Origin of the sequence: Amycolatopsis sp. cmx-4-83, assembly GCF_046548815.1 — a bacterium.
Taxonomy (GTDB): domain Bacteria; phylum Actinomycetota; class Actinomycetes; order Mycobacteriales; family Pseudonocardiaceae; genus Amycolatopsis; species Amycolatopsis pretoriensis_A.
Genome location: NZ_JAEBEF010000024.1, coordinates 55,324 through 78,278, shown reverse-complemented (window position 1 = coordinate 78,278; position 22,955 = coordinate 55,324). Strand labels below are relative to the sequence as shown.

At 71.7% G+C, this 22,955-nt stretch carries 16 protein-coding genes and 1 pseudogene; 6 read left to right on the top strand and 11 right to left on the bottom strand.

Features of this window, described 5'->3' with window-relative positions; translation table 11 throughout:
* Positions 1-440: 440 nt before the first annotated feature.
* The 3 genes from ACLJQM_RS47435 to ACLJQM_RS47425 all read right to left on the bottom strand — a co-directional run bounded on the left by ACLJQM_RS47435 (position 441) and on the right by ACLJQM_RS47425 (position 4,688).
* Positions 441-2,003 (bottom strand): amidase, encoded by a 1,563-nt coding sequence (locus ACLJQM_RS47435; RefSeq protein ID WP_410636579.1) that lies wholly within the window; start codon positions 2,001-2,003, stop codon positions 441-443.
* A complete protein-coding gene (glnA, locus tag ACLJQM_RS47430; protein WP_290057863.1) occupies positions 2,003-3,346 on the bottom strand; it encodes a type I glutamate--ammonia ligase in 1,344 nt (447 codons plus the stop codon). Before glnA ends, ACLJQM_RS47435 begins: the two co-directional genes overlap by 1 nt.
* 61 nt (positions 3,347-3,407) lie before the next feature.
* Positions 3,408-4,688, bottom strand: a complete 1,281-nt coding sequence (locus ACLJQM_RS47425; RefSeq protein WP_360772051.1) for an MFS transporter — start codon at positions 4,686-4,688, stop codon at positions 3,408-3,410.
* 88 nt (positions 4,689-4,776) lie between these two features.
* Between ACLJQM_RS47425 and ACLJQM_RS47420 the strand changes: the two genes are divergently transcribed.
* Positions 4,777-5,433 (top strand): LppX_LprAFG lipoprotein, encoded by a 657-nt coding sequence (locus ACLJQM_RS47420; RefSeq protein ID WP_410636578.1) that lies wholly within the window; start codon positions 4,777-4,779, stop codon positions 5,431-5,433.
* Here the strand turns inward: ACLJQM_RS47420 and ACLJQM_RS47415 are convergent.
* Positions 5,430-6,902 carry an alpha/beta hydrolase gene (locus ACLJQM_RS47415; RefSeq protein ID WP_410636577.1) on the bottom strand — a complete coding sequence of 491 codons (1,473 nt, stop codon included), beginning with the start codon at positions 6,900-6,902 and terminating at the stop codon, positions 5,430-5,432. The two genes, ACLJQM_RS47420 and ACLJQM_RS47415, sit on opposite strands and share 4 nt — an antisense overlap.
* Positions 6,887-8,449, bottom strand: coding sequence for an alpha/beta hydrolase (locus ACLJQM_RS47410; RefSeq protein WP_410636576.1), 1,563 nt, complete (start codon positions 8,447-8,449; stop codon positions 6,887-6,889). Before ACLJQM_RS47410 ends, ACLJQM_RS47415 begins: the two co-directional genes overlap by 16 nt.
* Before the next feature lie 164 nt (positions 8,450-8,613).
* Between ACLJQM_RS47410 and secA2 the strand changes: the two genes are divergently transcribed.
* From secA2 to ACLJQM_RS47395, 3 genes and pseudogenes are all read left to right on the top strand, one after another.
* The gene (gene secA2 / locus ACLJQM_RS47405; protein WP_410636575.1) at positions 8,614-10,953 is read left to right on the top strand and encodes an accessory Sec system translocase SecA2; all 2,340 of its coding nucleotides are present in this window, start codon (positions 8,614-8,616) and stop codon (positions 10,951-10,953) included.
* A 103-nt stretch (positions 10,954-11,056) separates the two neighbouring features.
* Entirely contained in the window at positions 11,057-12,778 is a 1,722-nt protein-coding gene (locus ACLJQM_RS47400) for an NAD+ synthase (protein ID WP_360772063.1), read from the top strand.
* A gap of 163 nt (positions 12,779-12,941) precedes the next feature.
* Positions 12,942-13,705: pseudogene (locus tag ACLJQM_RS47395) on the top strand (integrase core domain-containing protein).
* On the opposite strand, the gene ACLJQM_RS47390 reads toward ACLJQM_RS47395, so the two are convergent.
* Complete coding sequence (locus ACLJQM_RS47390; protein WP_410636574.1) at positions 13,702-14,316, bottom strand: VOC family protein; 615 nt, start codon at positions 14,314-14,316, stop codon at positions 13,702-13,704. The pseudogene ACLJQM_RS47395 and the gene ACLJQM_RS47390 overlap by 4 nt on opposite strands.
* Before the next feature lie 7 nt (positions 14,317-14,323).
* On the bottom strand, positions 14,324-15,661 hold the full coding sequence (locus ACLJQM_RS47385; RefSeq protein ID WP_410636573.1) for a S8 family peptidase: 1,338 nt from the start codon (positions 15,659-15,661) through the stop codon (positions 14,324-14,326).
* A gap of 81 nt (positions 15,662-15,742) precedes the next feature.
* Between ACLJQM_RS47385 and ACLJQM_RS47380 the strand changes: the two genes are divergently transcribed.
* A complete protein-coding gene (locus ACLJQM_RS47380) occupies positions 15,743-16,276 on the top strand; it encodes a methylated-DNA--[protein]-cysteine S-methyltransferase (protein ID WP_247014398.1) in 534 nt (177 codons plus the stop codon).
* 49 nt (positions 16,277-16,325) lie between these two features.
* Here ACLJQM_RS47380 and ACLJQM_RS47375 read toward each other — a convergent pair whose 3' ends face one another.
* From ACLJQM_RS47375 to lysX, 3 genes are all read right to left on the bottom strand, one after another.
* Complete coding sequence (locus tag ACLJQM_RS47375) at positions 16,326-16,910, bottom strand: DinB family protein (protein ID WP_410636572.1); 585 nt, start codon at positions 16,908-16,910, stop codon at positions 16,326-16,328.
* Between the two features lie 73 nt (positions 16,911-16,983).
* Positions 16,984-17,550: a hypothetical protein gene (locus ACLJQM_RS47370; protein WP_247014400.1), complete on the bottom strand. Its 567-nt coding sequence runs from the start codon at positions 17,548-17,550 to the stop codon at positions 16,984-16,986.
* A gap of 64 nt (positions 17,551-17,614) precedes the next feature.
* Complete coding sequence (gene lysX, locus ACLJQM_RS47365; RefSeq protein ID WP_410636571.1) at positions 17,615-20,938, bottom strand: bifunctional lysylphosphatidylglycerol synthetase/lysine--tRNA ligase LysX; 3,324 nt, start codon at positions 20,936-20,938, stop codon at positions 17,615-17,617.
* A gap of 239 nt (positions 20,939-21,177) precedes the next feature.
* Between lysX and panB the strand changes: the two genes are divergently transcribed.
* The gene (gene panB / locus ACLJQM_RS47360; RefSeq protein ID WP_410636570.1) at positions 21,178-22,116 is read left to right on the top strand and encodes a 3-methyl-2-oxobutanoate hydroxymethyltransferase; all 939 of its coding nucleotides are present in this window, start codon (positions 21,178-21,180) and stop codon (positions 22,114-22,116) included.
* Here panB and ACLJQM_RS47355 read toward each other — a convergent pair.
* On the bottom strand, positions 22,113-22,955 hold the full coding sequence (locus ACLJQM_RS47355) for a cytochrome c oxidase assembly protein (RefSeq protein WP_410636569.1): 843 nt from the start codon (positions 22,953-22,955) through the stop codon (positions 22,113-22,115). The genes panB and ACLJQM_RS47355 overlap by 4 nt on opposite strands.

The following is a 22,955-nucleotide window of genomic DNA, read 5'->3' as shown; positions in this document are numbered from 1 at the left end:
CTCTCCAACAATGAACAGTTTAATCGAGGCAATTTAATGCTCTCAAAGGAACCTCATACGAGGTTCAATACATAAGCTCTACTGGCTTAGTTCACTAGCACACTGTTGAGTTCTCAAGCAACACACTCTGGACTCACCGCCTTATCAGCGGCTATATCCTCGGCAGTTGTTCCAAGCGATATTCACAAGCTTTTGGTCGAGCATGCCTCAGCCCACGATGTTAGTCGAGGGATTCGGCGGCCGCTCGTGGGCCGACGCTGAACGTTACCCGGTCCGATCCGCGGTGTCAACCCGCTCGTCCCGGCCTGGTCTCCGGGGCTAGCGGCCCCGGTGTGACCCGGTGTTCCTGGCGACGAAGAGAAGATTACATGCCCCGGAACCAGGCCAAAACAGGGGGGTCACTTAACGCCATTGCCGCAGGTCAGAGCGTGTACGGACAGCTACGGCGCCGCCATCGGCAGGTACCGCGGCGGAACCCGCGCCGGCACGACCCGTTCGAAGTCGGCCGCGAGCGCGAGCATCCGGGCGTCCGACCACCGGGCACCCATGAACGAGATACCCACCGGGAGAGCGCCGGCAAACCCCGCGGGCACGGTCACGTCCGGGTAGCCCGCCACCGCGGCCGGGGTCGAGGACGGGATCACGTCGTTGTCGCCCACCGCGCAGTCGGTCTCCCACGCCGGCGGGTTCGTCGGCGACGCGATCGCGTCCAGGCGGTACTTCGCCAGCGTCTCGTCGAGGGAGCGGCGCGCGAGGTCCGAGAGCTCGGCGCGGCCGGCCAGGTAACCCGGGTCGGTCGGCGGCGGCGCGGCCAGCGCCTCCTCGAACAGCTCCTGCCCGGCGAAGCAGGTCTGCTCCAGCGGGTCCGCGCGGTTGTAGGCGATCAGCTCGGCGAGGTTCCGCGGCCCGCGCGGGCGGGTCGTCAGGTACTTGTCGATGTCGCGGTGGAACTCCGTGAGCAGCGCCGGGAACTCCAGTTCGCCGAGCCGCGCCTGGTACGGCGGGGTCACTTCGATGACCGTGGCACCGGCCTTGACCAGGGAATTCCGCGCGGACGTCAGGATCGCGTCCGTCTCGGAGCCGAGCACCGGCAGCCGCCACAGGCCGATCCGCGCGCCGCGCAGGACACCCGGGCGAAGCAGCTTCGCGTAGTCCGTCGGCTGCGACTTCGGGTACTGCGCCGTCGCGGGATCCGCGGGGTCGCGGCCCTGCAGGACCGACAGCGTCAGCGCGACGTCGACGACGTTGCGGGCGATCGGCCCGGCGGTGTCCTGCTCGGCGGAGATCGGCACCACGCCGGTGCGGCTGACCAGGCCGAGGCTGGGTTTGTGGCCGACCGTCGAGGTCATCCCGGCGGGGCACACGATCGAGCCGTCGGTCTCCGAGCCGATCGCGACCTGGGCCAGTGACGCGGCGACGCCGGCCGCGGACCCGGCGGACGACCCGCACGGGTTGCGGTCCAGCACGTACGGGTTGTTCGTCTGACCACCGACGCCCGACCAGCCGGACGTCGGCTTCGCGGCGCGGAAGTTCGCCCATTCGGACAGGTTCGCCTTGCCGAGGAGCACCGCGCCGGCGTCCCGCAACCGGGTGATCAGCGTGGCGTCCTTCGCCGGGTGGCTGCGCAGGGCCCGCGAGCCGGCGGTGGTGTCTTGGTCGCGGGTGTCGACGTTGTCCTTGACCAGCACCGGGATGCCGTCGAGGGGGCCGCGCAGGTGGTGCGCGCGACGCCGGGCGTCGCTCGCGGCGGCCTGGCTCAGTGCGGCCGGGTTGAGCGCCAGGACGGCGTTGACCTTGCCGTCGATCCGGCGGATGCGGTCGAGGTAGGTGCTGGTCAGGCCCACCGCGGTGAGCCGGCCGGACGCCATCCGCGCCTGCAGGGCCGGGATGTCGGCCGAGTCGAGGTCGAAGCGCGCCGGGGCCGGGGCCGCGGTCGCGGGTGCGCCCGTGACGAGCACGAGTGCGGCGGCCAGGATCGCGAGGAACACCGGCCGCCGCCCCATCAGAGCACCGGGAGGAGCGTTCGGAGTTCGTACGGGGTGACCGCGCTGCGGTAGTTGTCCCACTCCACGCGCTTGTTCCGCAGGAAGAAGTCGTACACGTGCTCGCCGAGCGCTTCCGGCAGGAGTTCGGACTTCTCCATCTCCGCCAGCGCCTCCCCCAGGTTCTGCGGCAGCTGCGAGTACCCGGCGGCGCGCCGCTCGGAGTCGCTCAGCTGCCAGATGTTGTCCTCGGCAGGTGGCGGCAGCTCGTAGCCCTTCTCGATCCCCTTCAGCCCGGCGGCCAGGATGACCGAGTACGCCAGGTACGGGTTGCACGCCGAGTCCAGCGTACGGATCTCCACCCGTCGGGATGACGCCTTTCCGGGTGAATACATCGGGACGCGGACGAGCGCGGAGCGGTTCGCGCGGCCCCAGGAGACCGTCGTCGGCGCTTCACTGCCGCTGATCAGGCGTTTGTAGGAGTTCACCCACTGGTTGGTGACCGCGGAGATCTCCTTGGCGTGGTGGAGCAGGCCGGCGACGAACGCCTTGCCGGTATCCGACAGCTCGTGCGGGTCCTCGGCGTCGTAGAAGGCGTTGCGATCGCCTTCGAACAGGCTGATGTGGGTGTGCATGCCCGAACCGGGCTGGTCCGTGAACGGCTTCGGCATGAAAGTCGCGCGCACGCCCTGGGTCAGCGCGACCTCCTTGACGACGTAACGGAACGTCATCACGTTGTCGGCCATCGTCAGCGCATCGGCGTAACGGAGGTCGATCTCCTGCTGACCCGGTGCCCCTTCGTGATGGCTGAACTCGACCGAGATGCCCATCGCCTCGAGGGTCTCGATGGCGTGCCGGCGGAAGTGCGTCGCCGTGGCGTGGCTGGCCTGGTCGAAGTAGCCGCCGTTGTCGGCGGGCTCGGGCTCGCTGCCGTCGTCGGGCAGGTTCGCGAGGAGGAAGAACTCGATCTCGGGGTGCACGTAGCAGGTGAAGCCCGCTTCGGCGGCCTTCGAGAGCTGACGCCGGAGGACGTGCCGCGGGTCGGCCCACGACGGCGAGCCGTCCGGCATCGCGATGTCGCAGAACATGCGCGCCGAGTACGGGCCGCCGTCGGGGGTCTCCCACGGCAGGACCTGGAAGGTGGCGGGGTCGGGCTTGGCGACCATGTCCGATTCGTAGACGCGCGCGAAGCCCTCGATGGCGGAGCCGTCGAAGCCGATCCCCTCGGTGAAGGCGCCCTCGAGCTCGGCGGGCGCGACCGCGACGGACTTGAGGAACCCCAGCACATCGGTGAACCAGAGACGGACGAAACGGATGTCGCGCTCCTCGAGCGTGCGAAGCACGAATTCCTGCTGGCGATCCATGGCCGCACCCTAACGACAGCGTGTTAACGGGATGTTTCACGACGCGCCGAGGGTGACGAAGTCAGGTGGCAAGCACCGGCACAGGCTTCTTCGCCCGCGTGATCGCCAGCGATGCCGCCGACGCGAGGACTGCCAGGACCGCTGCCGCGTACCAGGCCACGTTGTAGGTGCCCAGCTGGTCGCGGACCAGGCCCGCGGCCGAGGCGGCGAACGCCGCGCCCAGCTGGTGGCTGGCGAAGACCCAGCCGAACACGATCGGGCCCGCGTCGCCGAAGGCTCGGACGCAGAGGGCGACCGTCGGGGGCACCGTGGCCACCCAGTCGAGACCGTAGAACAGGATGAACGCCCACATGCTCGGCTGCACCGAGTCCGTGAACAGCTGCGGGAGCAAGGCCAGCGAAAGGCCCCGCAGCGCGTAGTACACGCCCAGCAGGATGCGGGGGTCGACGCGGTCGGTGAGCCAGCCCGAAAAGATCGTGCCGACCACGTCGAAGACGCCGACCAGCGCCAGCAGGCCCGCCGCGGTCGTCTGGGGCATGCCGTGGTCGTGGGCCGCCGGGACGAAGTGGGTGCCGACCAGGCCGTTCGTCGTCGCGCCGCAGATCGCGAAGCCGACCGCGAGCAGCCAGAACGTGCGGGTGCGGGCGGCCTGGCGCAGCACCGAGAGTGCCCTGCGGACCGAGCCGGTCTTCGGGGCCGGGCGGGTGACCTCCGCGTCCGCGGGGGCGCCGTACGCCGTGGTGCCGAGGTCGGCCGGGTGGTCGCGGATGACCAGCAGGACCACCGGGACGACGGCGAGCGCCGCGATCGCGATGACCAGCGACGCCGTCCGCCAGCCGGACGTCACCGCGAGGTTGGCGATGAGCGGGAGGAAGATCAGCTGGCCGGTGGCGCCCGCCGCGGTCAGGACGCCGGTGACGACGCCGCGGCTGCGGACGAACCAGCGGGCCGCCACCATCGCGGCGAACCCCATCGCCATCGAGCCGGTGCCCAGGCCGACCAGGACGCCCCAGCACAGGATGAGCTGCCAGCTCGCCGTCATGAAGACCGTGCCGCCCGCGCCCAGAGCGATGACGAACAACGCCGTCGCCGACACGCGGCGGATGCCGAAGCGCTCCATCAACGCGGCGGCGAAGGGCGCGAAGAGGCCGAAGAGCACGAGGTTGACCGAGACGGCCGAGCTGATCGTGGCCGTGGACCAGCCGAACTCCTGGTGCAGCGGATCGATGAGGACGCCGGGGGCGGCGCGGAAGCCGGCGGAGGCGAGCAGCGCGACGAAGGCGGCGCCGGCGATCGGCCAAGCGCGGTGCAGCCTCGGGGCGGGACGGGTCTCGACAGTCACCCGGCCAGTTTCACCGCGCGCGCGGTGAGCCGAAAAGTGGCCGGGAGGACATCCTCCGCAAGGATCGGGCCACGACTACCCTCTCGGCATGCCCCGCTTCGCCGTCCTGCTCGTGCTCCTGCTGACCGCCGGCTGTACCGGATCACCGGACACGCGCGGGCCCTTCCCCGCGGGCGCCGACCTGGTCCGCGCCGCCGCGACGTCGTTCGCCGAGGTCCGCAGCGTGCACTTCGCGGCCGGCGTCAACGGCGTGCTCCCGGGCTTCCCGCTCCGGCAGATCGAGGGCGACGCGACCCTCGACGGCGGTGGCACGGCGACCGGCACCGCCGACGTCCAGGACGGTGACGGGCACACGAAGTTCCGCTTCACCGTGCGAAAAGACGAGGTCACGACGGATCCCGACGTCGGGCGCCTGCCGGAGATGTACACCGTCGGGGCGTTCCTCGGCCCGTCCGCCGGGCTGAAGCGGCTCCTCGACGGCGTGACCGACGCGAAGACCGAGGGCCAGGAGAACGTCGACGGCGCCGCCGCCCTGCGCGTCGGCGGCAAGGTGCCCGCGGCGGTCGCGCACGGCGTGTTGCCGCAGGTCAGCGAAGACGTCATCGTCAAGGTGTGGGTCTCGGCCGACGAGCCGCGGCGGTTCACCCGCCTGTGGGCGCAGATCCCGCCGGCCGGCGACCACCTCAGCCCCGTGATGATCGAACTGTCGCTGACCAGGCAGAACGAGCCGGCGGACCTCGGCTAGCAGCGGGTCCCGGCGGGCGGCGGCGTGCCGTCCACGAGGTAGGCGACGCCCGCGCGGTCGACGCACGCGTTGCCCTGCAGGAACACCGTGTGCTGGACGCCTTCGTAGGTGAGCAGGACGCCGTCGAGGTCCTTCGCGAGGTCCACGCCCTGCCGGTACGGCGTCGCCGGGTCGTGCGTGGTCGAGACGACCAGCGGCTTCGGGAGCCCGGGCGCGCGCGGCGGGTGCTCGGCCGACGTCGGCGGGACCGGCCAGGTCGAGCAGATGTCGAGCTCGCTCGTGTCGGGCGTGCCGCCGGTGAGGAACGGGGCCCCGGCCAGCATCTCCCCGTGCGCGCGGTCGATCGCGGCCCGGTCGGTCACCCGCTGGTGGTCGACGCAGCGGACGGCGAAGTACGCGTCGATCGCGCCGCTGTAGCGGCCCTCGGGATCGCGCTGGTAGTAGCCGTCGGCGAAGGCCAGCAGCGCCCGGCCGTTGCCCTGGGCCACCTGCGCGAGCGCGGCTTTCAGCGCGGGCCAGTCGCCGCGTGCGTAGAGCCCGCCGAACGTGCCCGTGATCGCGTCCTCGAACGACAGCTTCCGGGCCCCGGCCGGGAGGGGCTTCGCGATCAGCGGACGCACGAGCCGCTGGAACGCTTCGGTGCTGCCGGCGAACGGGCACGCGCACCACCGGGTGAACTCGGTCAAGGCGTCCTGGAAGCCCGCGGCCTGCGTGACCAGCGAGTCCACCAGGCTCTGCGCGGGGTCGACGGCCCCGTCGAGCAGCAGTGCGCGGACGTTGCGCGGGTACGCCTCGGCGTAGGCCGCGCCGATCTGCGTCCCGTACGAGTAGCCGAGGTAGGTCAGCTTCCGGTCGCCGAGAACCGCGCGAAGGACGTCGAGGTCGCGTACGACGTCTCGCGTGCCGGCGTTGGCGAGGAACTCTCTGCCGTACTTCGTCGCTTCGACGCACTTCGCGCCGTACGCGGTCGTCTCGGCGAGCTGCTTTTTCACCCCATCGAGCGACGAATCGCTCTCGATGTCGGATGCGCGGTCCGCGTCCTGCTCGGCGTCGGTGCGGCAGGTGATGCGCGGTTCGCTGGTGCCAACGCCACGCGGGTCGAAGCCGACCAGGTCGAAGCGGTCGAGCAGGGGCGCGGCGGCGGGCGTCTTCGCGAGCGACGCCGCCGTCGCCGTCCCCGAGCCACCGGGTCCGCCGGGGTTGACGACCAGCGAGCCGATGCGCTGCTTCGCCGCCTTGTGCCGGAGCAGGCCCACGCGCACCGTCTCCCCCGACGGCTTCGCGTAGTCCAGCGGCACGGTGAGGTGCGCGCAGTCGAGCGCGTCCCCGCACGGGGTCCACGTGAGCGTCTGCCCGGTGAACTTCCCCAGGTCGGGAGCGGGAGCCGGGGGCGGCGGCGCGAGTGCCGGAGCACTCGTGCACGCCGCCAGCAGCAGGACCGGCGCCAGCGCCGCTACTGCCCGGCGCACCGGGTCCCGTCCGACGGCACCGTGCCGTCGACGAGGTAGTCCGTGCCCGCCTCGTCCACGCACTTCACGCCCTGGAGGAACACCGTGTGCTGGGTGCCCTCGAAGGTCAGCAGCGCGCCCTTCAGGCCTTTCGCGAGGTTGACGCCGGCCTGGTACGGCGTGGCCGGGTCGTTCGTGGTCGAGATGACCAGCGTCTTCGCCAGGCCTTCGACGTTCGGCACGTGCGGCTCGGAGGTGTTCGGCACCGGCCAGAACGCGCACGCGTCGCGCGCCGCCGAAGCCGGGCGGCCGTCGTCGAGGAACGGCGCCACCTTCACGTACTCCTCCTGTGCCTTGAGGATGACGGCCGGGTCGGTGACGCGCGGGTCGTCGACGCAGCGGATCGCGGTGAAGGCGTCCTGCGTGGTGCCGTACCTGCCGTCGGTGTCGCGCTCGTTGTAGATGTCCGCGAGCTTCTCCAGGGTCGCGCCGCGCTGCTGCTTGAGCTCGTTGAGGCCGGAGTTGAGGGTGTCCCAGAGGCTCTGCTGGTAGAGCGCCTGGATGACGCCGGTCGTGGCGTCCTCGTAGGAGAGCTTGCGGCCGTCGCCGACCTCCACCGGGAAGTCGATCAGCGGCCGGACGAGGTCCTGGAACGCCTTGACCGCGCCGTTCGCGTCGCCGCCGAGCGCGCAGTCCTGCTGGGCGGTGCACCACTTCGCGAACTCCGTGAACGCCTTCCCGAAACCCTGACCCTGCGCGACCAGCGACTCGACCGCGTCCTGCTCCGGGTCGACCGCGCCGTCGAGGATCATCGCGCGGACGTTCTTCGGGAACGCCTCGGCGTAGGCCGACCCGATCCGGGTGCCGTAGGAGTAGCCCAGGTAGGTGAGCTTTTCGTCGCCGAGGACCGAGCGGAGGACGTCGAGGTCCTTCACGACGTCCCGGGTGCCGGCGTTCGCCAGCATCCCGGTGCCGTCGTCGGTGCGCTGGGCGCACTTCGCGGCGAAGTCCTTTTCTTGCGTTTCCTGCTTGACCACGCCGGCGGGCGAGCCGTCGGTCTCGCTGTCGTCGGCGCGGTCGGCGTCGCGCTCGGAGTCGGTCAGGCAGTGGATGGCCGGCTGGCTCGCGCCGATGCCGCGCGGGTCGAAGCCGACCAGGTCGAAGCGCTTGCCGAGGCCGGTGCTCGCGGTCGGCTTGACCAGGCCGGCGGCCGCGACCATGCCCGAGGCACCGGGGCCGCCCGGGTTGACCACGAGCGACCCGATCCGGGAGCCGGCGTCCGACGCCCTGTGCCGGAGCAGGCCCAGCGTGATGGTGTCCCCCGCCGGTTTCGCGTAGTCCAGCGGCACGGTCAGCCGGGCGCACTGGACGTCCTTCGCCTGGAAGGCCGATCGCGAGTCCTCCGAAGTCGCGTAAGGTGCGCAGTCGGCCCAGGACAGGCTCTGGCCGTAGAACCGCTCCAACCCGGCCGGCACCGGTCCGGACGGTGGGTGCGACTCCGTCGTCGGCGCGACCGGCGCCGGCTTCCCGGAGGACGTGCAGGCGGCCAGCGAGGCCGCGATCAGCACGGATGTCGCAATTGCGGTGATCCGGCGGCGTCGGATACGACCGGACCTGGCGCTGGGATGAGGGAACACGGTTGGATCGTCCCATCCGGCCGCGGAACTCGAACGCACCACCGCCACGTTGGGTGGGGCAGGCCGGTCGAGCGAGAGAGAACGGGAGACCAGGGGTGGCAGCACTGATCAGCCGGGTGGGCAAGAAGCTCCGCCGGATCATCCAGCGGCCGGGCAGCGTCGAGCTGACCCGCTACGAAGCACTGCTGCCCGCGGTCGAGAAGCTCGAACCCGAGCTCGAGAAGCTCTCCGACGAGGAGCTGACCGAGCGGGCGGGCAAGCTCCGCGAGACGCTGAAGGACACCGCGTTCGGCGACAACCACCTGATCGAGGTGTGCGCGCTCGGGCGTGAAGCCGCCCGGCGGGCGCTCGGCGAGCGGGCGTTCGACGTCCAGATCCTCGGCACGATGGGCCTGCTCAGCAAGCACGTCGTGCAGATGGAGACCGGTGAGGGCAAGACGCTCGCCGGTGCGCTGGCCGCCGCCGGCTACGCGATCCGCGGGAAGCGCGCGCACGTCGTCACGGTCAACGACTACCTGGCCCGCCGCGACGCCGAGTGGATGGGCCCGGTATACGCCCTGCTCGGCGTGTCGGTCGGCTGGGTCGAGCCCGCGCACTCGCGCGAGGAGCGCAAGGTCGCCTACGCCAAGGACGTCACGTACGGCGCCGTCGCCGAGATCGGCTTCGACGTCCTGCGCGACCGGCTGGTCACGAACGTGGACGACCTCGTCCAGCCCGACCCCGAGGTCGCGATCGTCGACGAGGCGGACTCGGTGCTGGTCGACGAGGCCCGCGTCCCGCTGGTGATGGCCGGCTCGATCGACCACACCGACGCCGACGAAGAGGTCGCGAAGGTCGTCCGGCGGCTGCGGCTCAACCTGCACTACGAAACCGACAGCGAGGGCCGCAACGCCTGGCTGACCGACGCCGGCGCGTCCGTCGTCGCGAAGTCGCTCGGCCTGGAGGTCGACGACCTCTACGGCGAGACGGCGTCGGACCGGCTGCCCGCGGTGAACGTCGCGCTGCACGCGCACGCGCTGCTCACCCGCGACGTCGACTACCTGGTCCGCGACGGCAAGGTGCAGCTCATCAACGCCGCCCGCGGCCGCGTCGCCGAGCTGCAGCGCTGGCCGGACGGCCTGCAGGCCGCCGTCGAAGCGAAGGAGCAGGTCACCGCGACCGACCGCGGCGAGATCCTGGACTCGATCACCGTCCAGGCGCTGCTCGCGCGCTACCCCGAAGTCGCCGGCATGACCGGTACCGCGGTCGCCGTCGCCGAGCAGCTGCGCGAGTTCTACGAGCTCGAGGTCGCGGTCATCCCGCCGAACACGCCGAACATCCGTGAGGACCAGGAAGACCGCATCTTCGCGTCGCCGTCGCAGAAGCTGCGGGCGATCGAGGAGGAGATCCGCACGGTCCACGAGACCGGGCGGCCGATCCTCGTCGGCACCCAGGACGTCGCCGAGTCCGAAGAGCTGGCCGAGAAGCTGGCGAAGGTCGACCTCGAATGCGTCGTGCTCAACGCGCGCAACGACGCCTCGGAGGCCGCGATCATCGCCGAGGCCGGCAAGAAGGGCGCGGTCACCGTGTCCACGCAGATGGCGGGCCGCGGTACCGACATCCGGCTGGGCGGCACCGACGGCGCGACCCGCGAAGAGGTCGTCGAGCTGGGCGGGCTGCACGTCATCGGCACCGCGCGGTACCCGTCGAGCCGCCTCGACGGCCAGCTGCGCGGCCGCTCCGGCCGCCAGGGCGACCCGGGCAGCGCGATCTTCTTCGCGAGCCTGAACGACGAACTCGTCCTCTCCAACGCGCCGGACGTGCCCGAGGGCATCGTCGACGACGAAGAGACCGGCGAGATCACCGACGGCGCGGCGCTGCGGCAGCTGAACCACGCGCAGCGCGTCGCCGAGGGCGTCGACCTCGAGATCCACCGCAACACCTGGCGCTACACGCGGCTGATCGAGCGGCAGCGACGTGACCTGCTGGTGCACCGCGACAAGGTGCTTCGCACCGCGTACGCGGCGGAGGCGATGGAGAAGGCGCACCCAGAGAAGTTCGGCGAGCTGAAGGAGAAGCTCGACGACCAGGAGAAGCTGGAGCAGATGTGCCGCGAGGTGCTGCTGTTCCACGTCGACCAGCTGTGGTCGGACCACCTGGCGTACCTGACCGACGTCCGCGAGAGCATCCACCTGCGGGCGCTGGCGCGCGAGACGCCGCTGGACGAGTTCCACCGCGCGGCGATCCCGGAGTTCCACAAGATCATCGGCGAGGCCGACTCGCGGGCGGCGAAGACGCTCGAAGAGGCCGAGCTGACCGACGAGGGCATCGACCTCGGCGAGGCCGGCGTGCGGCGGGCGAACACGACGTGGACGTACCTCGTGCACGACAACCCGTTCGATTCGGACTTCGAGCAGACCATCAAGAAGGTCCGGAGCATGATCAAGCGGAAGTAGATTTTCCTTCGTCGGACCCCCGCCCGGTGCTGCCGGGCGGGGGTCTTTCGATTTCGCCCACATTCGCTCGGCCTCGCGGGTGGCGGTGGGACAGAATGGCGGCATGCCGCAACTGCGCATCGCGCTCGCCCAGGTCAACCCCACCGTCGGTGACCTCGACGGCAACGCCGACCTCCACGTCGACTGGACCCGCCGGGCCGCCGAAGCCGGCGCGCACGTCGTCGTCTTCCCCGAGATGTCCCTGACCGGCTACCCGGTCGAGGACCTTTCGCTGCGCCGGACCTTCGCCGAAGCCTCCCGCCAAGGTGTCGAGTCGCTGGCGCGGCGGCTCGACGAGGCCGGGTGCGGCGAAGTGCTGACCTACATCGGGTACCTCGACGTCGACGAGGTCGGCCCGCGCGACGCGGCGGCCGCGCTCTACCGCGGCGAGGTCGTCGCGCGGCAGTTCAAGCACCACCTGCCCAACTACGGCGTGTTCGACGAGCACCGCTGGTTCAAGCCGGGCACCACGCTCGACGTCGTCCGGTTCCACGGGCTCGACATCGGCATGGTCGTCTGCGAGGACATCTGGCAGGACGGCGGCCCGATCTCGGCCCTGGGCCGCGCCGGCGTCGACCTCGTCGTGGCGCCGAACGCGTCGCCGTACGAGCGCTCGAAGGACGAGCAGCGGCTGCCGCTGATCGCGCGCCGCGCCGCCGAAGCGGGGGCGCCGCTGGTCTACACCAACCAGGTCGGCGGCCAGGACGACCTCGTGTTCGACGGCGACTCGCTCGTCGTCGCGGCGGACGGCGCGGTCGTGGCGCGCGCGCCGCAGTTCGTCGAGCACCTGCTCGTGCTGGACATGGACCTCACCGCGGGCGGGCACGCCGGCGACGGTGAGCTCGAAGGCCTGCACGTCCGGCGCCGCGTGCTGAGCGCGGAACCGCTGCCGTCGTACGAGCCGACCGCCCGGCCGGTCATCAGCGAGCCGCTTTCGGACGAGGCCGAGGTGTGGCACGCGCTGGTCGTCGGGCTGCGCGACTACGTGCACAAGAACGGCTTCTCGTCGGTGACGTTCGGCTTCTCCGGCGGCATCGACTCCGCGGTCTGCGCCTCGCTGGCGGCGGACGCGCTGGGCGGCGACAACGTCTACGGCGTCTCGATGCCGTCGAAGTACTCCTCGGGCCACTCGAAGGACGACGCGGCCGACCTGGCGCAGCGGATCGGGGCGCACTACCGCGTCGAGCCGGTCGAGGACATGGTCCGCGTGTACGTCGACCAGCTTTCGCTGACCGGCCTGGCCGAGGAGAACATCCAGGCGCGCACGCGCGGCATGCTCCTGATGGCACTGTCCAACTTGGACGGTCACCTGGTGCTGGCCACCGGCAACAAGACCGAGCTGGCCGTCGGGTACTCCACGATCTACGGGGACGCGGTCGGCGCGTTCGCCCCGATCAAGGACGTCTTCAAGACGCACGTGTGGCAGCTGGCCCGCTGGCGCAACGCCGAAGCGGCGAAGCGCGGCGAGACCCCGCCGATCCCGGAGAACTCGATTTCGAAGCCGCCGTCGGCCGAGCTGCGGCCGGGGCAGGTCGACACCGACTCGCTGCCGGACTACGCGCTGCTCGACGACATCCTCGACGACTACGTCGAGGGCGACCGCGGGTACGCCGACCTGATCGAGGCCGGGTTCGACGCGGAGACCATCGACCGGGTGGTGCGGATGGTCGACAAGGCCGAGTACAAGCGGCGCCAGTACCCGCCGGGCACGAAGATCACGTTCAAGGCCTTCGGCCGCGACCGGCGGCTGCCGATGACCAACCTGTGGCGCGAGGGCAAGGCCTAGCTGTGCTGTCCAGGGACGTTGTCCCGAGTTGAGGTGACCAGTGAGGGCCTGTCGTGCTGACAGGTGAAGGCCTCCGGATGTGAAGTGGAGCTGACGAGGAACCACCTCACCTGCCGGAGGCCTTCGTGTCCCCCCTAACGCCACCCTCACCCCACGCACCCGACTGCGACTCGCGCGCCTGATCGTGGAGCAGGGCTGGACCTGCACGGCAGCGGCGAAGATGGTCATGGTCGCCGCGAAAACCGCTCGCAAATGGGCGCAGCGCCACCGCAACGAAAGCGCGGCTGGGATGGCTGATCGCAGCACAGCCCGACCCGCACACCCGGGCATCTGGTCCACCGCATCGTGCGGTTGCGGTGGCGCATGCGGCTGGGCCCGGTGCAGATCGGCGGCCGGCTCGGCTTGCCCGCCTCCACGGTGCACGCGGTGCTGACCGCTGCCGGATCAACCGGCTCTCCCGGATCGACCGGGTCACCGGCGAACCACTGCGCCGCTACGAGCACGACCATCCCGGTTCGCTGCTGCACGTCGATGTCACCAAGTTCGGCAACATCCCCGACGGCGGCGGGCACCGGTTCGTCGGCCGCGCCCAAGGTGACCGCAACCGGGCTGCGACACCCGGCAAGCCCCGCAACCCCAAGATCGGGACTGCGTTCGTGCACACCGTGCTCGATGACCACTCCCGCGTCGCCTACGCCGAAATCCACGCACCCGGCCCTACCTGCCTCAAAAAACGGCAGCATCGAACGCTTCCACCGGACCCTGGCCGACGGGTGGGCCTACGCCCGCTCCTACCCGTCCGAGACTCTGCCGCGGGCGGCACTACCGGGCTGGCTGCACTTCTACGATCACCACCGACCCCACAGCTCAACCGGCGGCAAGCCGCCGGTCACCCGACTGACCAACCTCCCCGGACACCACACCTAGCTGAGGGCGACCTGACGGCCGTCCGGGGTGCGCAGGGCCGCTGTGAGGGACGCCTTTTCCGCGCGGCGGACCAGGAACTCCAGGCCGAGCGCTTCCGTCGCCGTGTGGACCGAGGCCGGGTCCGGGTGGGTGGCCGTCACCATCAGCAGCGGCAAGGACGGCAGGCCGCGGGTCGTCGGGTGCGGGGTGCTGCCCCAGTCGATCAGGAACGGGCGGAGCGAGCCCGGGGCGGTCGGCGGGGTCAGGCGCCAGTGCAGCGTCTCGCCGTCGGCCGTCTCGCGGGACATCTCCCGCGGGTCGCCCGGGTCGAAGCCGCGGGCGCGGGCCGCCGCGATCGTCGCGTCGAGGTCGGGGGTGCGGACCGCCCACGCGACCAGCGCCGGCTCGGTGAGGGCGTCGATGCCGAACGGGCGGGGCGCCAGCGGCTCCGGCTGCGCCGGGTCCGGGCCGATCACCTCCAGGTACATCCCCGCGCCGAGGTCGGCGAGGTGGTTGGCGGTGCCGAGGCCGGTGTGGCTGCCGCCGGGAGCCGGGGTGACCCCGGTCAGGTCGGCGACGCGGGCGACGGCGGCGGCGAGGTCGGGGCCGGCGTAGACGAGGTGATCGAGCACGGCGCCATCATCCCGCGCCGACCGCGCTCGCCGCATCGACCATTCCGTGGCCGTAGTAGGTCGTCCCGCCCGCGATCGGCGCGCAGACGGCGTCGGGGCACGGCAGCGGCGTCGCCGTGGCGTACAGGGCCTGCTTGACGCGCTCGGCGCTCCACCGCGGGTGTTCGCTCGCGATCAGGGCGGCGACGCCGCTCGCGTGCGGCGCGGCCATCGACGTCCCGCTCGCCGACCGGTATTCGCCGTTCGGCCAGGTCGACCAGACGCGCGCGCCGGGCGCGGCGACGCTGATCCGCGACGCCGAGTAGTTCGAGAAGCTCGCTTTGACGAGCTTCTCGTCGAGCGCACCGGTGCCGACGACGCCGGGCAGCTCGTGCGGCAGCCGCGTGCACGTCGGGTCGATCGCTCGTTCCACCGGGGTGCTGTCGGCCGGGCTTTCGCGGTCGGCCGAGCGGGTGTCGAGGTCGATCCCGGCGTTGCCGGCCGAGGCGACGACGAGGACGTTCCGGCGCTGGGCGTAGGCGACCGCGCGGCCGACGGCGAGCTTCGCCGCGGCCTGGTCCGGCTGGTCGTCGCAGTTGTAGCGCCACGGGATCGAGCGGTAGCTGTTGTTGGTCACGGCGAACCCGTGCTCCGCGGCCCAGACGAACCCGCAGACCATGCTCTCGGCCGTCTCGGTGTCGTCGAGTTCGGCCAGCTTGACGGCGCCGATCCGGACGCCGGGAGCGACCCCGACGACGCCGGATCCGTTGCGGGCGGCGGCGATCGTGCCCGCGACGTGCGTGCCGTGGCCGTCGAGCGTGGGCCGCCAGGCGCCGGGGCTCCGGTCGGCCCAGCCGGCCAGGCAGGACACGGAATCCTTGCGGTCGAAGGCGGGCGCGAGGTCCGGGTGGGTGTCGTCGACGCCGACGTCGAGCACGCCGACGACCGTGCGCCTGCTGCCTTCGGTGACCGCGTGCGCTTCGGGCAGGTGCAGCGCCGGGACGTCCCATGCGGTGCCCTCGGGCGGGACCTGGCCGGAGTTCGGCGAGTTCGGGCCGGTGTAGCGGACGTCCTTGCGAGGCGCGAAGAACTCCTTCGGGACCTTCGCGGTGCGCGTCGCGCCGACGGCGTCGATGCCCGGTGTCGCACGGACCTTCGCGGCGAAGTCGTCCTTCGCGGTGTACGCGACGACGACGCCGATCTGCGGGTAGCTCGCGACGACCGTGCCGCCGGCGTGCTTGATCACCTGCTCCGCCCACCACGTGTGGTGCGTGACGACGACGTGCGGCATGACCAGCGGGTCCGCGGCCGCCGGAGTGGCGATCAGGCCGAGCAGCACTGCCGTCACCAGGATCAGTCGCCGCACACGTCCTCCTCGGAATCGCCCGAACCGAACTTAGCGGTCGATCGCGGCGGCGGTACCCCTCTTCGGTCGTAGGCTGATCGCATGACGACCGGCTTCACGGTGTTCGACACGGCGATCGGGGTCTGCGGGCTCGCGTGGCGCGACGACGTCGTGGTCGGCACATCCCTGCCCGAAGGCAGTGGCGCGCGGACCCGCGCGTGGCTGCTCCGGCGGTTCCCGGACGCCGTCGAGGAGCCGCCGCCCGCCGCGGTCCGGGCGGCGGTGGACGGGATCGTGGCGCTGCTGGGCGGCGCGCGGCCGGACCTGGCCTCGGTGGCGCTGGACCTGGCTTCGGTGCCGGAGTTCCACCGCCGGGCGTACGAGGTCGCGCGGACGATCCCGCCGGGCAGGACGCTGACCTACGGCGACATCGCGCACCGGCTCGGGCAGCCCGGGTCGGCGCAGGCCGTCGGGCAGGCGATGGGGAACAACCCGTTCCCGATCATCGTGCCGTGCCACCGGGTGCTGGCCGCGGGCGGCAAGGACGGCGGCTTCTCGGCGCGCGGCGGGGTCGGAACGAAACGCCGGATGCTGGTCATCGAAGGCGCGCTGGCGGACGAGCCCACGCTGTTCTGAAAGCCGTGAAGGCCACCTTCACGACTACCGGTGGCCTTCACGAAGTTCGTCAGGCGGGCTGGGGCGTCCAGGGCTTGATGAACGGGGACTCCGGCCAGCCCTCGGCCGCCGCCATCAGCGGCATCGCCGTGCCGCCGTCGACGTGCTCGCGGATGATGTCCGCGTGGCCGGCGTGGCGGGCCGTCTCCTGGATCAGGTGCAGCAGGACCCAGCGGACCGACCAGGCGTCGACGTCCTTCGGGAACCACGGCACGCCCTTCGGCACCGGGACCGCCTGGCCCAGGTCCTCGATCCCGCCGATGACCTCGGCCGTCCGCGCCGCAACCTCGTCGTAGCGGGCCAGCACGCCCGCCAGCGTCTCGTCCGGGAGCAGGGTGTGCGCCGACTGGTAGTCGGCGATGCTCTCCGCGAACGGCTTCTGGGGCACCTGGAGGATCGTGTCCAGCCAGCTGTCCTCGGTGGTCGCGACGTGCTTGATCAGCCCGCCCACCGACAGCGAGCTCTTCGTCGCCGCGAGCCGCGCCTGATCGTCGGTCAGCCCGTGTGCGGCCAACCTGAGCACGTACCGCTGCTGCTCCAGGAAGCTCAGCAGCCCGTCACGCTCGTCGGCCACCGGGCGCACGTTTCCCGCCATTTCGATCCTTCCGCAAAGGGACACCTGCTCCGGATCGTGCCACCCCGCACCGGCGTTCCGGACCGGAACGGCGCTATCGGTGCGCGTGCCGGGGTGCGGGCTTGACGAAGGCGTACGCGCCGCCGATGCCGTACAGCGCGGCCCGCACGACCAGCTGCACCCGCGTGAAGACCCCTTCGTAGGCGTCGAACTGCCGCGAGAGCACCACCCCGAGCCAGGTCGCCATCACCACGACCAGCCCGGCGACCGCGAGCGCGCGCCAGCCCGGCGGCCACCACAGGATCAAGCTGATCACGCCGGCCACCAGCACGACGCTGAGCAGCGACGAGATCAGGTCGCTCCGCTCCGGGTACGCGGCCTGGACCAGCACGACCAGGCCGAACACGCTCACCGAGACGGAACTGAGCCGCGCCGACCACTGGACCGGGCCGAGGCGGTGCAGCGGCGGGCCGGCGAGCAGGAACGCGACCCCCGAGACGGCCAGCAGGACCCGGAACACCGGTGGGCCGGCCAGCAGCGCCTCCACCGGGTCGTGGACCGGCGAGACGCCCGTCGGGAGGAAGAACTCCAGCAGCCACCCCGAATACCCGAGGACGGCCACCCCCATCAGGAGGGCCGAGGCGATCCGAGCCGTGCGCACGAGGCACACAGTAAGCGAAGGGCAGCGACCCGGCGGTGTGACGCTTGCCGGGTCGCCTGACTCGCTACGCCTGCGGACGGACGAAGGGGAAGAGGACCGTCTGGCGGATCGACGCCCCGGTGAGCATCATCAGCAGCCGGTCGACGCCCAGCCCGAGGCCGCCGGACGGCGGCATGCCGTGCTCCAGGGCGAGCAGGAAGTCTTCGTCCAGCTCCATCGCCTCGACGTCCCCGCTGGCCGCGCGCAGGGACTGCGCTTCCAGCCGCCGCCGCTGCTCGATCGGATCGGTCAGCTCCGTGTAGGCCGTGCCGACCTCGGAGCCGAACGCGATGAGGTCCCAGCGCTCGGCCAGCAGCGGGTCCGTCCGGTGCTGGCGGGTCAGCGGCGAGACGTCGGTCGGGTAGTCGGTGTAGAACGTCGGCAGCACGGTCGCGCCCTCGACGAGGTGCTCGAACGCCTTGAGCACGAGGTCGCCGTGGCTCGGGTCCTCCCCCACCGGCACCCCGGCGGCCAGGCAGAGCCGCCGCAGCTCACCCACCGACGTCCCGGAGTCGATGCGCTCGCCGAAGACCCGCGAGACGGCTTCGTGCACCGGGATCACCGGCCAGTCACCGGAGATGTCGTGCTCGACGACGTTGCCGTCGGCGTCCGGGCGCCGCACGACCTGGGCGCCGTACGCCGCTTCGGCCGCGTGCTGGACCAGCTCGCGGGTCAGCGTCCGCATCGTGTCGTAATCCGCGTAGGCCTGGTACGCCTCGAGCATCGTGAACTCGGGGTTGTGCGTCGCGTCGACGCCTTCGTTGCGGAAGTTGCGGTTGAGCTCGAAGACCCGCTCGACGCCGGCCACGCACAGCCGCTTGAGGTACAGCTCGGGCGCGATCCGCAGGTACATCCGCATGTCGTAGGCGTTGATGTGGGTGACGAACGGACGCGCGTTGGCACCGCCGTGCACCGTCTGCAGCATCGGCGTTTCGACTTCGAGGTAGTCGGCGTGGTGCAGCCGGTCGCGCACCGCGCGGACCACGGTGGAGCGCAGCCGGAGCATGTTCGCCGAGTCCGGGTTGACGGCGAGGTCGAGGTAGCGCTGCCGCACCCGCGTCTCCGGGTCGGTGAGGCCCTTCCGCTTGTCCGGCAACGGGTGCAGGCACTTCGCGGTGACCGTCCACTCGTCGACGAGCACCGAGAGCTCCCCGCGCTTCGACGTCACGACCTGGCCGCTGACGCCGACGTGGTCGCCGAGGTCGACGCCGGTCCGCCAGCGCGTGAGGTCGAGCTCGTCCGCCCTCAGCATCAGCTGGATCTCGCCGCTGAAGTCCTTGACGCGGGCGAAGCACAGGCCGCCGAGGATGCGCAGGTTCAGCACGCGCCCGGCGATCCGGACCCGGTGCCCGGTCGTGGTGTCCGGGGCCAGGTCGCCGAACTTCCGCACGACGTCGCCGATGTGGTCGTCGCGGCGGAACCCGACCGGGTACGGGTCGATCCCGGCCTCGCGCAGCTTGCCGAGCTTGGCGATGCGGACGCGGACCTGCTCGGGCCGCCGCACCTGCTTCGGGGCCGGCGTCGCCGCCGACTCCTCGATCTCCTTCGCACGGGCGACGAAGTCGGCGCCGACCGTCTCCAGGCGCAGCGACCGCGCCCGCCCGGTCGGGACGAACCCTTCGAGCGCGCCCGCGACGATGCCGACGCGCGGCAGCCGCCGGGCCGAGGAGTAGCAGAGGAACCGCGGCACCCAGTCCGGGCCGTACTTGGCGTTGGACCGGTACAGCGACTCGAGCTGGAAGAAGCGCGAGAAGACGCTCAGGACGCCGCGCCAGGCCCGCAGCACCGGGCCGGCGCCGATGCGCTCGCCCTCGGAGAACACCGCGCGGAACATCGCGAAGTTGAGCGAGATCCGCTGCGCGCCGAGGTGCTGCGCGGCCGCGACGACCTCGGCGATCATGTACTCGTTGAGGCCGTTCTCGGCGTCGCGGTCGCGGCGCATGAGGTCCAGCGAGAGGCCGCGGCGGCCCCAAGGGACGAACGAGAGCAGGCCGCGCAGGTCGCCGCGGGCGTCGTAGGCCTCGACCATTACGCTGCGGCCGTCGCTGGCGTCGCCGAGCCGGCCCAGCGCCATCGAGAACCCGCGTTCGGTCTCGGCGCCGCGCCAGGCCTGGGCGCGGGCCAGCAGGTCGGCCATTTCGGCTTCCGGGATCTCGCCGTGGCGGCGGACCCGCGAGGTGTAGCCGGCGCGCTCGATGCGCTTCACGGCCTGGCGGACCGAGCGCCGCTCCGGGCCGGCGAGGCTGAACTCGCGGACGTCGAGGACCGCTTCGTCGCCGATCTCCAGGGCCCGCAGGCCGGCGTCGGTATACGCTTTCGCGCCGCTCTCGCTCGCCCCGAGCACGCCGGGGGTCCAGCCGTACCGGCGCGTCTCGTCGAGCCACGCGCGGACCGCGTCCGGCCACGCCTCGGGGTCGCCGATCGGGTCGGCGCTGGCGACGCTGGTGCCGCCGAGCACGCGGTAGGTCACCGCCGCGCGCCCGTTCGGCGAGAAGACGACGCTCTTGTCGCGCCGGGTCGCGAAGTAGCCGAGGGAGTCGTCCTCGCCGTGTTCGGCCAGGAGCTCGCGCACGCGCAGCTCCTCGTCGTCGGTGCGCAGGCGGCGGCTGCGGACCCCGCGGAAGAGCATGTACAGCGCCGCCGTGACGACCGCCGTCGCGCTGAGGTCGATCAGGACGTCCAGCCAGCCCGGGCCGTCGCCGACCCCGATCCGGCGTAGCTGGAGGTTCTCGCCGGTGGCGTGGTTCACGACCCAGGCGAAGCGCTCCCACGTGTCACCGAGGTGCCCGGGAAACGCTTCTGCCAGCCCCCAGCCAATCAGGATGACCGCCGCGAACCCGCCGAACAGCACGGTCAGGCCGTCCCGCCAGGCACTCGGCGCGAGCCGGGCCGGGAACGCCGGGCGCAGCGCGAGCAGGAGCACGATCAGGCCGATCGAGACGACGTCGGCCACGGTCAGCACCCACAGCTGCGCCGGGATGTGCCGGACCTGCTTCGGGCCGAGCGTCAGCAGCTCGGGTGACCACAGCAGCGTCGCCTGCAGGGCCAGGGTGAGCACCAGGCCGCCGACCTGGAACAGCACCAGCGTGTACAGCGCCGCCGCCTTGCGACGGCGCAGCGCCCCGCCCAGCACCACGAGGAGCAGCACCATGACCAGGCTCGCGCTGGTCGGCACGCTGAGGCCGGAGAACGCCATGTCGATGGCGTTGAGCAGGCGCCCGTGCGGGCCGTTCGTGAAGAGGAGGATCACCGAAAACACCGCGGCCAGCTGGACCACGGTCGCGACGATGCCGCCCGCCTTCGCCTTCCACACGGGCAGGCGCGGGCGTGTGCTCGCGAGGGTTCCCATCGTTGCTTTCGTCGCCTTTCGCGGCCGATCGGTGCTCATACCGTCTTCTTGACGTCAGTGAACACAGGTTGGTTGTCCCCGGGCATCAACCTGAAGGTTGACGGTGCGTCGTCCCCGGGGGTGTGAAGCTGGTCCCACGAGGTTGGGGGCCCGCACGCGCGCGTGCCACGCTCTGAGACGCCCCTGCTCCACGACCCGGGGACCTCACCGAGGCCTCGAGGGAAGGACGGTCGACGACGATGTCTGCCACGGTGCCCTTCGGGGCCGAGCCCCGAACCCCAGCCGGGGGGCAAGCCCCCCTGGACCCCCCGAGCGCGAACGGGCCCGCCGAAGAAGCGGCCCCCTACGGCACCGGACCCGGCACCAAGCCGGCGACGGGCCGCAAGGTGCGCGTGCACCACCTGCGTGAGCTCAAGGAACGCGGCGAGCCGTGGCCCATGCTCACCGCGTACGACATGTACACCGCGGCGCTCTTCGACGAGGCCGGGATCCCCGTGCTGCTCGTCGGCGACTCCGCGGCCAACAACGTGTTCGGCTACGACACTTCGCTGCCGGTGACGGTGGACGAGCTGCTGCCGCTGGTCCGGGCCGTCACCCGATCGGTCAAGCGGGCCCTCGTGGTCGCCGACCTGCCGTTCGGCTCCTACCAGCTCTCGCCGCAGCAGGCGCTGGAGACGTCGGTGCGGTTCATGAAGGAGGGCCGCGCGCACGCCGTGAAGCTCGAAGGCGGGCGGCGGTTCGCCGCGCACGTCGAGGCGCTGACGTCGGCGGGCGTGCCCGTGATGGGCCACATCGGGTTCACCCCGCAGAGTGAGCACAACCTCGGTGGCTACCGGGTGCAGGGGCGCGGCGAAGCAGCGGACGTGCTGCTCGCCGACGCGCTGGCGCTGCAGGAGGCCGGGGCGTTCGCGGTGGTGATGGAGATGGTGCCCGCCGAAGCCGCGAAGCGCGTCACGGCGGAGCTGAAGATCCCGACGGTCGGCATCGGCGCGGGCCCGGACTGCGACGCCCAGGTGCTCGTCTGGCAGGACATGGCCGGGCTCCGGCGCGGCAAGGCGCCGCGGTTCGTGAAGCGCTACGCCGACGTGGCGACGGTGCTGCAGGACGCGGCGACGGCGTTCGCCCAGGACGTGCGCCGCGGCGAGTTCCCGGCGCCGGAACACGCGTTCCACGACTAACCCCGGTTCCTGAACCGCTCGGCGAGGGCCGGGTCGTTCTCCCACCACAGCCCGGTCGCGGGCGCTTCGTCCAGCTGGACGTCGATCTGCTTCGCGCGCCGTTCGTCGTCTCGGGCCCACCGCACGAACAACGCGACGACGAACGGCAGGCCGGCGACGTCACCGCCGATCCACAGCACCCCCGCGCCGATGATCTGGTCGGTGCGGGGGTCCGGGCCGTAGCCGGGGTGGGCGGCCGCGTAGTGCGCGGGCGCGAGCAGCGGGCCCAGCCACAGGACCAGGCCGAGGGCGCCGTCGAAGATCACCTCGGTGAACGCGATCCACACCGACACCAGGTGCGGGTCGCGCCGCGGGGTCGGGTCGAGGCCGAGCCGGGTCCAGAAGTACGTGAAGCCGGACAGGACGAGCGCGAGCCGGACCAGGCCGTCGGCGAGCGACGACCGCAGCACCAGGTCGTAGAGCGGGGTCAGGTACAGCACGAGCACCGGCACGACCAGCGTCAGCGTGACGACCGGCGGGAACGTCAGCGCCCGCGCCACCTTTCCGCGGCCGTGGCGCCGCAGCCAGGCCGCGGGCCGCGTGTCGAGCAGGAGCCGGATCGGCGCGCCCAGGGCCAGCAGCAGCGGCGTGACCATGAGCAGCGTGACCGTCTGGACCGCGCGGACCCAGAAGAACGTCGTGTCGTAGACGGCCAGCGGTGAGCAGGTGACCAGCAAGACGGTCACGAGCCCGGCGAGGAACGCCGTCGTGCGGCCGCGCGGCCACCCGCGCCCGTGCGCCGCGCGGACGTAGAGCGTGCCGAGAACGAGCACGGCGAGCAGCGCCGGGACGTCGAGCAC